Origin of the sequence: Leptotrichia sp. oral taxon 223, assembly GCF_013394795.1 — a bacterium.
In the GTDB taxonomy this organism is placed as follows: Bacteria; Fusobacteriota; Fusobacteriia; order Fusobacteriales; family Leptotrichiaceae; genus Leptotrichia.
The window spans coordinates 1,588,114-1,600,693 of record NZ_JABXYU010000001.1 but is presented as its reverse complement, the minus strand read 5'-3'; the positions used below and the strand labels follow the sequence as shown (position 1 = coordinate 1,600,693).

At 32.5% G+C, this 12,580-nt stretch carries 8 protein-coding genes; all 8 read right to left on the bottom strand.

Annotated features, from left to right (window positions below; translation table 11 throughout):
* Positions 1-9: 9 nt before the first annotated feature.
* The 8 genes from HW275_RS07825 to HW275_RS07790 all read right to left on the bottom strand — a co-directional run bounded on the left by HW275_RS07825 (position 10) and on the right by HW275_RS07790 (position 12,572).
* The gene (locus tag HW275_RS07825; protein WP_178935988.1) at positions 10-1,812 is read right to left on the bottom strand and encodes a S1 RNA-binding domain-containing protein; all 1,803 of its coding nucleotides are present in this window, start codon (positions 1,810-1,812) and stop codon (positions 10-12) included.
* A gap of 65 nt (positions 1,813-1,877) precedes the next feature.
* Positions 1,878-2,171: an HPr family phosphocarrier protein gene (locus HW275_RS07820; protein ID WP_178935987.1), complete on the bottom strand. Its 294-nt coding sequence runs from the start codon at positions 2,169-2,171 to the stop codon at positions 1,878-1,880.
* Positions 2,172-2,408: 237 nt separating this feature from the next.
* Positions 2,409-3,491 (bottom strand): OmpA family protein, encoded by a 1,083-nt coding sequence (locus HW275_RS07815; RefSeq protein ID WP_178935986.1) that lies wholly within the window; start codon positions 3,489-3,491, stop codon positions 2,409-2,411.
* 357 nt (positions 3,492-3,848) lie between these two features.
* Positions 3,849-5,885, bottom strand: a complete 2,037-nt coding sequence (gene glyS, locus HW275_RS07810; RefSeq protein ID WP_178935985.1) for a glycine--tRNA ligase subunit beta — start codon at positions 5,883-5,885, stop codon at positions 3,849-3,851.
* 140 nt (positions 5,886-6,025) lie between these two features.
* Positions 6,026-6,898 (bottom strand): glycine--tRNA ligase subunit alpha, encoded by an 873-nt coding sequence (gene glyQ / locus HW275_RS07805; RefSeq protein ID WP_071123992.1) that lies wholly within the window; start codon positions 6,896-6,898, stop codon positions 6,026-6,028.
* 546 nt (positions 6,899-7,444) lie between these two features.
* The gene (gene lspA / locus HW275_RS07800; RefSeq protein WP_370464348.1) at positions 7,445-7,936 is read right to left on the bottom strand and encodes a signal peptidase II; all 492 of its coding nucleotides are present in this window, start codon (positions 7,934-7,936) and stop codon (positions 7,445-7,447) included.
* Between the two features lie 73 nt (positions 7,937-8,009).
* Positions 8,010-10,799: an isoleucine--tRNA ligase gene (gene ileS, locus HW275_RS07795; protein ID WP_178935983.1), complete on the bottom strand. Its 2,790-nt coding sequence runs from the start codon at positions 10,797-10,799 to the stop codon at positions 8,010-8,012.
* Between the two features lie 207 nt (positions 10,800-11,006).
* Positions 11,007-12,572, bottom strand: coding sequence for an L-lactate permease (locus tag HW275_RS07790; protein ID WP_178935982.1), 1,566 nt, complete (start codon positions 12,570-12,572; stop codon positions 11,007-11,009).
* Positions 12,573-12,580: the final 8 nt, after the last annotated feature.

Genomic DNA, 12,580 nt, shown 5'->3' with positions numbered 1-12,580 from the left:
CTAATAAAATTAGACTCCATAAACTTTCATAAGTTCATCCATCTCTTTTTTCTCTGCCATTTCCTGAACTTTTTTTACAGACAATGCAATTGATTTTCTCTTTTCATTAATATCTGTAATTACAGCCTCAACTTTATCTCCAACTGAGAATTTTTCAGAAATATCCTTCAAAAATTCCTCTGTCAATTCACGTTTTGGTATAATTCCGTTAAATCTGTCTGTCAGTTTAACAAGCACAAAGTTTTCCTGAATTTCCACAATTTCAGTATTTACAGTATTTCCTTTCTTATATTGCTCAATTGCTTCCTTCCAAGGTGATTTTTGCAGCTGCTTAATACTTCCAGACAATTTTTTATCCAGTTTGTCAACCACGATTACCTTAAATTCCACTTCGTCGCCAACTTTGTATTCCTTATGTTCTTTTCTGTCCCATGAAAATTCATTTTTGTGAATAAATACTTCAATCCCTTTTTCCAGTTCTACAAAAATTCCATAATCCTGAACATTCATAACTTTTCCAGTAAAAGATTTATCAAAGTCATAAATTTCCTCAAGAACTTCCCATCTGTCATCAAGCAACGCCTTGGCACTCAACGTGATTCTATTTTTTTCATCATTAAAGTCAACTATTTTAAATTTAATCAAATCTCCTGCCTTATATTTTGAAGATAAATTCGCTTCTCTCTTGTAGGACAAGTCAGATACATGTAAAAGTCCATCAATGTCCTTTTCCAGTGAGATTAAAAATCCAAAATCAAACACTTCTGTTATCGGTTTTTCTATAATATCTCCAATATGGTATTTTTCCTTAACTGTGTCCCACGGATTTTCTGACAACTGTTTTACACTTAGCTTGACATTTTTCTTTCCATCTTCAACTTGAATAATTTTTGCAGAAAATTTATCCCCTTCCTTGTAATTTTTAAGTTCCTTAGCCCCATTATGCCAAGCAAGCTCTGAAACATGTACAAATCCAGAAATACCGTCAACAGTTACAACCAGCCCAAAATCAAGCACATCTTTTACAACCGCTTCCACTATATCTCCTACCTTATGACTTGCTGCAAATGGAATCCAAGGATCTTCCGACAATTGTTTTATGCTTAATTTTAATCTGTTTTTTTCAGCATCCTTTTCGATAATTTTTGCACTTATTTCATCACCAGCTTTGTATCTTTCAGTCAAATTATCAACTTGATTCCAAGAAACTTCCGATATATGAATAAATCCGCTAGTTGCCCCTAAGTCTAAAATAATTCCAAAATCAAATATTTCCTTAACTTTTCCAGTAACAACATCCCCAATATTTACATTTTCAAAATATTTTTCCTCTTCAATTTTTATTAAATCGCTTCTTGAAACTGTTATATTGCTTTTATTTTTTTCTTTTATTAAAAATTTAAATTTTTGCCCTGTATAGTCCTTATTTTTGTCAAATCTGGCAAGTGAAAATGGTAGAAATGCCTCATTTTTTCCAATTCTCACAGTATATCCACCTTTAATTTTCTTAATAATTTCTCCAGTTACAATGTCATCTACATTAAATGAAGCAAGTTCCTTTGCCTTATCTAATAAAAATTTTGAAACAATAATGTTCTCATCATCTTCCCTTAAAACTTTTACTTCAATTTTATCTCCTATTTCAAAATCTTTAACTTCGCTTGCATAAATTCTTCCTTCTTTTTTTGCATTCAAATCAAGAAATCCAAAATCCAGCTCTTTTCTAGTAATTATTCCTTCCACTACATCTCCAGATTTTTTTTCCTCTGGCAAATAATCTTCCAACAATACTTCAAATTCTTTTTCGTTCATTTTGCACTCCAGAACTGTCTATAAAAGTCAGTTCTTTCTCCCTTCTTTATATTTTGTTTATAAAATTATTTTTCAAAAAACTTATCAATTTCAATTATTTGTCTTAATTCCTCCAATAGTCTGTTTTCTTCCTCAATATTTTCCATATTTTCTGAAACTGCCCTAAGTTTTAATTTCTCTCCTTTCGCAGCTCCAAGAGTCATTATTCCAAACACATTTTTCCCATCGACAATTTCATTTTCCCCAACTTTCTCTATTTCCAAAGCTGCTTTGTATCGTTTTGCAATTTTCACAATTTGCCCTGCTGGACGTACATGAACTCCCTGCTCATTTTTTATTTCCACAATAATTTCCTTCATAATTGCCCTTCCTCAAATTATAACTCTGCTACTCAAACTGTAGATTTATTTAATTTTTACCAGTTTGATTTTAGACAGCCTCAAGTATATGTAAATAATATCATTTATTGCATTAAAAATCAATGTTTATATAAATTTTTTATAAACTTTTTAATAAAATTAATATAAACAAAAAAAGAGAAACATAATTAAATGTTTCTCTAAATACTTATAAATTTTTAGTTTAATTTATAAAGATTATTGGTTAATGAATCTTACGTTACTAAAGTCAACGTTTTGGAAGAATAATTCAACTCTTCTGTTATTGTATCTTCCTTGAACAGTGTCATTAGTATCAGCTGGGTTGCTTTCTCCTTGTCCAGTGATTGCTCCATAAGAAATAGAGTTCTTCAATCCATAATCTCTTAACAATCTAGCAACGTTTTGCGCTCTTGCTACTGATAATTTTTGGTTATAAGCATCTGATCCAGTTGAATCTGTATGTCCAACAAAGTCAATTGATCCACCATCAGCGAATTGGTTAATTACACCTGCGATAGTTCTCAAGTCAGCAGCTTCGTTTTCGTTAGGTACTCTACCGTCAACTTTAAATCCTCTAATTACACATTTCTTTTCTTCTACTGAACAGCTAAATGGTAATGTAGCAGTATTTGGTTGTTTAATATCATTAGTTGGTGCTGGTGCTGGTACTGGAGTTGGTACAGGTACTTCAACTGTTTGAGTTATGATTTTAGGAGATCTGTCATTTTTCAATTGTCCAAATCTATATCCTACTCTAACTCCTGCTGAATCAATATGATCTCTTTCTCTAAGATTTCCTAATTTATACTTAACATTTGATCTTTCATAAATAGCTTCTAATGAAACTGGCCCAAATTCAGTTCCTAATCCTGCTGCTACGTACAATCCACCTTTTAAATCTCCACTGAATTGTTTAGATTCTTTAGCAAAGTTGTACCCTGCTCTTCCTAATACGTATAAAGCATCATTTCCGCTGTTAGTAGTGATTAAGTTGAATTTACCTAAAGCATAAACTGGTGCACTTCTACCAATTTTTGTGTTTGTGTCTTTAACTTTTAATTTTCCAGAGTTAGCTGATAATTTGTATTCTGCTCCTAACCCCCATTCAAATTCACCTTGGTTGTCAACAATGTATTCTAAACCAGCTGTTGGTCCTTTTTTAACTGTAAAATCGTTACCAAGATCATTACTTCCATTTTTGTATTTTCTGTAGAAATCGTATCCACCTTTAATTTGGACTTCAGATGCTACAGCATTTAAAGCTAATAAAGCTGTTCCTAAAATAACTAATTTTTTCATTTCAATTCCTCCTGAATTTCATTTTGTTTTCTCTAACTTTTAAAATTAGTACTGCTTTCTCCTAATCCTCTTAATAAATTATACAATATTTTAGGTGAAAAATCAATACTTTAGCTTTTATATAAAAACATTCTTTAGCTAAAACTTTTTTGTTTTACAAACATATCATACCATTTTTTTAATAAAAAGTCAATAAAAAAATTCAAGTTATACTTTGCTTTAACCTTTATACCAAGCACTTTCTCTTGCGAAAAACGCCTAATTCCCTTGACTTGCCAGTCATTAAATAATTTTATTTTTTTTTAGTTTTTTCAATTTTTTTACATCTGGCAGAACTTCTTAATTCTAAGCTGAATTTTATATATTTATCATTTTATCAATCGAAAGTTCCAATTTTTTCAACAATGCAATTCTATTATTTTTTAATTTTTCATCATCTGTATTAATAATTACATTATCAAAAAACTGATTAATTGTAGCTGCATTATTCAGCAATGTTCCAATATAATTGGAAAAATCTGTATTTTCAATGCTTTCCAATTGACTAGCAAAATTATACAATGCCTTTTCTTCTTCTGATTCAAACAATGCAGCGTCAATACTTAAATTTTCAGTTTTTTCATCTTTCACAATATTTTTTACACGTTTTAAAAGATTTATCAAAATTTCAAAGTTTTCAGTTTGTGATAATTTCAGCAACTCAGATAATTTTTTATCAAGTTCCACAACATTGCTTTCAAGATTTATCTCATAGTTTATAAGATCTTTTTTATATTTTTCAGAAAGTACGTTAATTATTCTTTGCTTAAAGAATTCTGTCACATTCTTCACAACGTCTTTTTCCAGCACTTTTTTATCAGCCGAAAAAATTTCATAAGCCTTTTCAATTAATTTTTTGTAGTCAAAGGATAATTTTGAATTTAATATAACTTGGATAATTCCTTGTGTCGCACGTCTTAATGCGTAAGGATCTTTAGAACTTGTTGGTTTTAATCCAACTGAAAAACATCCAATTATTGTATCCATCTTATCAGCAATTCCAGCAATGGCACCTTCCACAGTTGTTGGCAGTTCATCTCCCTGATAACGTGGCAAGTAATGCTCAAAAATCCCAAGTGCTACATCCTTATCTTCTCCCTGCTTTTCAGCGTAAACCGAACCCATAAATCCTTGCAATTTTGTAAATTCCTTTTCTCCAATTACATTTGAAACAAGATCCGCTTTTGCCAAATCTACTGTTCTTATAATATTTTCTTTCTTATCAGTCAAATTTAACTCTGAAATCAGATATTCAGCAATTTTCTCACTTCTTTTAACTTTTTCAAAAATTGTTCCCATATCCTTTTGGAAAGTAACTTCTTTTAATTTTTCGATATTGTCTGCAAATTTATTTTTCAAATCTTCATCAAAGAAGAATTTTGCGTCAGCAAGCCTCGGCTCTACAACCTTTTCATTCCCTTTTTTTACAGTTTCCGAATATTCAGGTGCATTTCTTATAACAATAAATTTATTAGATAATTTACCGTCTTTATCTTTTACTGGAAAATATCTTTGGTGAGTTTCCAGTGTAATCGTAATAATATCTTCAGGAAGCTGCAAATAATCCTTGCTAAATTCACCTTTTATTGCATAAGGATACTCTACCACATTAACCACTTCATCCAATAAATATTTATTGATTATCGCTGTATCGCCATCTTTTTCACCATTTTCCTTTATACTTTTTAAAATTTCTTCTCTTCTTTTTTCACCATCTACGATAACAAAATTTTCAAGCAATATTTTTTCATAGTCAAGCGGATTATTAATCTCAATGTCCTGAGAAGCAAAATATCTCATTCCACGAGTCTTATTCCCGCCTTTTAACCCTTCAAACTCAAAAGGCAAAATTTCACCATTATCAAACAAAGTTACAAACCATTTAATCGGTCTTACAAATCTAAATGTTCTATCCGCCCATTTCATTGATTTTTCAAACTCTATTTTTTTTATCGCATTTTTCAATATTTCAGGCAAAATCTCCTTAGTATTCTTTCCTGCAATAAATTTTTCAATCGAAATATATTTTCCTTTTTCATTTTCAATAATCTTTATGTCATCAATCGTAGCACCTTGCGACTTCACAAACCCTTCTCCAGCTTTCGTAAGCTGCCCATCCTTATAAGCAATCTCAACCGAAGGCCCTACGCTTTTTTTATCCAAATCATCCTGTTTTTCAGCTAAATCCTTTATAATCGCAGTAACCCTTCTAGGCGTACTAAACGATTCAATTTCTGAAAACTTGATTCTTTCAGCCTTTAACTCATTTTCTATTATTTTTTTCAGATCTTTCTCCGCCTTATCCACATATCGTGCAGGCAATTCTTCCAATCCTATTTCAAAAAGAAAATTCATAATTAATTCTCTCCTTTACAAATTTACATTTTTATTTCTTTTAACTATTTTTTCTCTAAATAATATCTATAATATTACATTTTTTAAGAAATTCTTCTTTAGTAATTAAATATTTGTTTTACTGAAAAAATATTCCCCATTTATTTTTTATTCAACAATGGGAATCCCAATCTCTCCCTTGCCTCCACAAATTTCTCTGCACACTTCTTAGCCAAATCCCTGATTCTTAAAATATAGGACATTCTTTCTGTGGTACTGATTGCTCCTCTTGCGTCAAGATTATTGAATGTGTGCGAGCATTTTAGAACGTATTCGTAGGCTGGGAATACTAAGTCGTTGTTTAGGCAATTTTGAGCTTCTTTTTCGTACATATCAAAAAGTTGAAAGTGCATTGGAACGTCTGCCACTTCAAAGCTGTATTTTGATAATTCGTATTCAAACTGGAATCTTCTTTCTCCGTATTTTACGCCTTTTGTCCATTCCAAATCTTTTACATCGTCCTTATTTTGCAAGTAAAGTGCTATTCTTTCAAGTCCGTAAGTTATTTCTGATGGAACTATGTCAACTTCCAGTCCTCCAACCTGCTGGAAATATGTAAACTGTGTAATTTCCATTCCATCCAGCCAAACTTCCCATCCTAATCCCCACGCTCCAAGTGTAGGACTTTCCCAGTTATCTTCCACAAATCTTATGTCGTGTTCCTTAGGATTAATTCCTAATGCCACTAAACTTTCTAAGTAAAGTTCCTGAATATTTTCTGGCGATGGTTTCATAATTACCTGAAACTGATGATGTTGGTACACTCTGTTGGGATTTTCACCGTATCTTCCATCTTTTGGACGACGTGATGGCTCAACATAGGCAACATTCCAAGGCTCAGGACCTAACGACATTAAAAAAGTATCTGGATTAAACGTTCCCGCACCTGTTTCAATATCATACGGATTTGATATTATACACCCTTTATCTCCCCAGAACTTTTGAAGAGTTAATATAATTTCCTGAAAAGTCATTTCTCTCTATCCTTTCTTTATTTTTCCTATTTTTATATCTAAAATATCTTTAATAAATTAAATCTATGAATTACATAACAACTTTATATTTATCAAATTTATTAAATATTTTTCTTTTTCATATTTATTTTTAACGTAAGGGCATCAAACGCCATGCCCTTACAACCCCGCTTTACGCAAAACTTTCTTATAAAAGAAAAATAGAACTCGCTTTTGAATAAAAGTTATTTTAATCTAAACAACTTTGTCTAATTTAAAGTGTTTTCCAAAAGCTCAAACAACTATTTTTCTTCTAACGAAATTTTGCTTCGAAATTCATTTAACCAAATTGCTTTTGTATAATTAAATAAAAATTGTCGTGATTTTTTGGAAATGAAAACGATTGTTTGAGCGAAGTTTTACGTAGCGAGTTTCGTTTTTGTTTTCAAAAAATGCTTAGACAAGCCAGGGTTGCAAGGGAAATGGCGATTGATTTCCCTTGCTTTCAAAAAAATAAAAAATACAGAATAACATTTATTAACAAAATTCATTTTATAAAATTACTCTTTATTTTTTAAAATATTTTCTTACTAAATAATCAATTATAATAATATAAATACCAATATGTACATACATATCTGCTACATTGAATACGAAAGCCCAGATTCCTCGAAAATCTATCATGTCAATTACGTATCCACGAAGAATTCTGTCAATCATATTTCCTGTGGCTCCAGCGGCAATTACTGCTACTCCTATTTTTGTCCATTTGCTGTAGTTCTTAAAGTTTTCGTACTCTACAGCGATTACATATATAATTAGAACTGCACTTGCTATTGTAAATAAATTGATTTTTCCTTGCAATAGACCGAAAACTCCGCCGTGATTTTCAACATAAGTCAAATGAAAGAATTTATCTATTATTGGTATAGAAAAACCTTGAGCTCCACCTGATACATTGAACATCAGCTGCTTTGTAATCTGATCTAATGCAGCTAAAACCAAAATAATAATTATATAAGGCATTCTTTTCTCCTCACATTTTTTATTAACACATATTTGTAAAAAACGAACTAAATAAGTTATTTTTATTTACCTGTATTTAGTCCTCTTTTACAAAATAAATTTTATGTTACATTTTTTCCAGAACGCTTGCACATCTTGGGCATACATCTGGATGGTTGTGGTTGTGTCCAACTTCTTCGTCGTATTTCCAGCATCTTTCACACTTTTCTCCAGACGCTTTTTCCACAGCGATGTTGATTCCTTCGATTTCGCTTTCTGATAAATTATCATTTACAAATTTAACTTGTGATACGATAAACAAGTCAGAAACTTCATTTTCTGTATAATCTTTTATAAATGAATATTCATCATTAGCAATGTTTAAAAGGACTCTTGCATCAAGAGAATGCCCTATTAATCCAGTTTGTCTTTCTGCTTCCAGCTTTTTGTTCACTTCTCTTCTTAAACGTGCGAGTTTATCCCATTTTTGTGCTAATTCTTTATTTAAGTATTCAGGTCTTGCTTCAATCCATTTTGATAAATGTACACTTTCTTCTTCTTTTAATGCTTCTGGTATTCTTTCCCAAATTTCATCAGCTGTGAATGACAATACTGGGGAAATTATTCTTACTAGCACTTTCAGAACTTCTGTCAATACAGTTTGTGCACTTCTTCTTTCAATTGAAGTTGTTCCTTCACAGTAAAGCCTGTCTTTTACTATGTCCAGATAGAATGAAGACATTTCCATTGAGCAGAAATATGTAATTTCCTGGAATAGACTGTAAAATTCGTATTTATCGTAAAATTCTGTTGTTTTAGCTTTCAATTCTTCCAGTTTGTGCATTGCCCACTTGTCAATTTCAAACATATCATTGTAGTCAACTTTATCATTTGTATAATCAAAGTCATTTAAGTTACCCATCAAAAATCTGGCTGTATTTCTAATTCTTCTATAAGCATCAGACATTTGCTGCAAGATATTTTCCGAAATTCTTACATCTTCTCTATAATCCACTGAAGATACCCACAATCTTAAAATATCTGCTCCGTATTTTTCTGTAATATCTTTTGGAAGTATTGTGTTTCCTAAAGATTTAGACATTTTTCTTCCTTGACCGTCCATTGTGAATCCATGAGTTAGGATTCTCTTGTAAGGTGCATCTTTTGTACTTGCGATTGATGTCAATAATGAAGATTGGAACCAACCTCTATGCTGGTCACTTCCTTCAAGGTACAAGTCTGCTGGTCTTGGCAAGTTTCTTGGCACTAGCACACTTCTATGTGAAACTCCTGAGTCAAACCAGACGTCCATTATACTTCTTTCTTTTCTAATATCCACATCTTTCAAGTTATATTTTTCCAAAAGTTCATCCCCAATAATTTCTTTGGCTTCATATTTCCACCAAATGTCAGTCCCTTCTTTTTTAACCATTTCAATTACTCTGTCCATAATTTCTGGCTCATAAATAACTTCATCAGTCGCTCTGTTGTAAAACAATGGTATTGGTACTCCCCATACTCTTTGTCTTGAAATAGTCCAGTCTGGACGAGTTTCTAACATTGAACCAATTCTATTTTTACCCCAAGATGGTACAAATTCCACATCATCTAGTGCTTTTATCGCATTTTCCCTAATATCGCTTTCATCAACGCTAATGAACCATTGCTCAGTCGCTCTGAAAATTACAGGTTTTTTACTTCTCCAGTCATGCGGATATGAGTGAACAAATTTGCTGTGATGCAGTAAATGTCCACTTTCTGTCAAATCCTGCACAATTACATTGCTTGCTTTTGCATAAAACATTCCTTCGTATTTTCCAGCTTCCTTTGTCATATGCCCTCTGTCATCAACTGGCGACAATACTCCAAGTTCATATTTTCGTGAATAATTGTAATCGTCCGCTCCGTGTCCAGGTGCCGAGTGTACTGCTCCAGTCCCTGCATCAGCTGTAACATAATCTCCAAGCATTACCAGCCCTTCTCTATCCAAGAACGGATGTCTATAATGAGTTTTCTCAAGTTCAGTACCTTTAAACTCCTTCAATAATTCATAAGAAATTCCAAGTGTATTAAATACTGTTTCAGCCAATTCTTTTGCAACTACAAGATTACCTTTTTCTGTTTTGTATAATCCGTAGTCAAATTCAGGGTGTAAAAATACTCCCAAGTTTGCAGGCAATGTCCAAGGTGTTGTTGTCCAAATAAGAATACTTGCCTCTTCCACTCCTAATTTATCCAGTAAATCCTGCGTCCCTTCAAATTTTACATAAATTGAATGAGATTCTACATCTTTATACTCAATTTCCGCTTCAGCCAAAGCTGTTTCAGTCGTAGGTGACCAGTAAACTGGTTTTAAACCTTTATAAACATAACCGTTTTCATAAATTTCCTTAAATACTTTTAACTGTTCTGCTTCATACTCAGGCATTAAAGTAATATAGGGATTATCCCAGTTTCCTAAAATTCCAAGTCTTTTGAATCCCTCTTTTTGTTTTTCTATCCATTTTAAAGCATATTTTTTACATTCCTGCCTAATTTGCAGTGGCGTCATATTTTTTGCCTTTTCTCCAAGTTCTTCCATTATTTTCCACTCGATAGGAAGCCCATGCGTATCCCATCCTGGAATATATGGTGCATTATAACCTCTTAATCTTTTATATTTTAAGATAATATCCTTCAATATTTTATTTAACGCATGCCCAATGTGAATATCTCCATTTGCATACGGAGGCCCATCGTGCAGCACAAAAAATGGTGCCCCTTCATTCAATGATTTTTCATAAATTGCAGCTTTTTTCCAGTCCCTTAATGTTAAAGGTTCTTTTTGTGCCAAATTAGCTTTCATTTTAAAGCTCGTCTTTGGTAAATTTAGCGTCTTTGCATAATCTGCTTTTTCAACATTTTGATTTTCTGACATTACTTCCTCCTATTTTTTCTTTAAATTAGCTCTTTTTTATGTCTTTCATTATATCACAATTTTATACATTTTTAAATAACTCAGTCTTTGTATCCTCAAATATACAAATAAGGAGATACCAAAATTTACTAACTTCAGTATTCTCCTTTTCTTTAACTATTGCATTTAATTTCCTTGCATTTCATAATTTTTAGTTTTTAATATCAGCTACCCAAGCATTCCTGCTCCGATAAATGTTAAAATTCCTAAAATAGCCGCATAAGCTATCGAATATTTCACAGTAAATTTAAGCATATCTCCTTCTTTTCCCATCAATCCTACTGTTGAAGCGGCAATTGCGATATTTTGCGGAGAAATCATTTTTCCTCCTGTTGCTCCACCTGTACCAGCGCCGATATACAACGACTTCAAAGCCTCGTTCGCTCCTGCTATATTTACTTGAACTCCACCAAACAGCAAGTTAGATGCCAAGTCGCTTCCCGTTACAAATGTACCGATTGTTCCTAAGAATGGTGAAATAACCGGGAAGAATTTACCTGTTGCAGCAAACCCTTTTGCTATACTGTCAATCATTCCGCTATGCTTCATTACTACTGATAATGCTACAATTCCCATAATTACCACAACTGAAGGTAATTTGCTAAGGATTGTCTCTTTCAAAGTTTCCACCATAACGCCAGGTTTTACTCCTTGAATAAATCCTGCAATAACTGTTGCCGCAAATAATGGTGCAGCTGGCGCTAAAATCCACTTGAATATTACATTTGGATCTCCTTTATCTTTAAACCAGGCTGCCTCATGTCCTAAGGCAAAATTGAAATGTGTTGTTGTTGGTTCTAACGCCTTATGAACAGCTTCTACAACTGGACTTGTTCCAATTATTAAAATTATCATTAAAATATATGGAATCCAAGCTAAAAATGCATCTTTTCCAGTAACGGCCTGCCCTTTGTTCGCAGATTGACCTTGCTTGTCTTCTTTAATGAATATTTTAGTAGCTACAATCATCAAAATCATTGCAAATAGACTTGATAAAATTGTTGGCAATTCTGCACCCATCGCTTTTGCGATAAAAGGCTGAGTTAAATAACCTATGACTGAAGCAATAATTACAGGCATAATTCCTCTTCCAAAAGCTGCGTTTTTTCCACCGTCAATTTCTTTATTAGCCATTATTACTAATATAAATGGTATGATGCATGTCAATAATAATAATAATAATGATGTGAAGAATGCTGTTGTTCCTGCATCTAATTTAAAGTTTGAAATCATTGTTGTAACAGGCAGTCCTACTGTACCAAATGCTGTTGGCGTAGAGTTTGCAATCAAACAAATTAATGCAGCGCCTAAAGGAGAAAAACCAAGTGAAACCATTATTGCCGCCGGAATTGCAACTGCTGTCCCGTATCCTGCAATACCTTCTATAAATCCACCAAATCCCCAGGCTAATATCAATGCCTGAGCCCTTTTATCCGATGAAATGCTTCCTAACATTGATTTGATTGTTTCAATTCTACCAGTTTTTACTGATAAATCATAAGCAAACAGTGCTGCGAACACTACAAAACCAATAGGCATCCACGCTGTTGCAAATCCTTCAATAATTGAAGCAATAACTCCTTGGATTGGCATTTGCCATCCAGGCACAATAAAGTTTAAAATAATTGCCACCGCTAAACTGGCATACGCACTAAACATAGCTGATTTTTTCAAAAATGTCAGTAATATCAAAAATACAACTATTGGCACTAATCCGATTAAAAATAATCCCATTTCCGAAC

Bases quoted from the DNA above. Each gene is read 5' to 3' on its own strand.
- HW275_RS07825 (WP_178935988.1), bottom strand. From the start codon at position 1,812: ATGAACGAAAAAGAATTTGAAGTATTGTTGGAAGATTATTTGCCAGAG.
- HW275_RS07820 (WP_178935987.1), bottom strand. From the start codon at position 2,171: ATGAAGGAAATTATTGTGGAAATAAAAAATGAGCAGGGAGTTCATGTA.
- HW275_RS07815 (WP_178935986.1), bottom strand. From the start codon at position 3,491: ATGAAAAAATTAGTTATTTTAGGAACAGCTTTATTAGCTTTAAATGCT.
- glyS (WP_178935985.1), bottom strand. From the start codon at position 5,885: ATGAATTTTCTTTTTGAAATAGGATTGGAAGAATTGCCTGCACGATAT.
- glyQ (WP_071123992.1), bottom strand. From the start codon at position 6,898: ATGACTTTTCAGGAAATTATATTAACTCTTCAAAAGTTCTGGGGAGAT.
- ileS (WP_178935983.1), bottom strand. From the start codon at position 10,799: ATGTCAGAAAATCAAAATGTTGAAAAAGCAGATTATGCAAAGACGCTA.
- HW275_RS07790 (WP_178935982.1), bottom strand. From the start codon at position 12,572: ATGGGATTATTTTTAATCGGATTAGTGCCAATAGTTGTATTTTTGATA.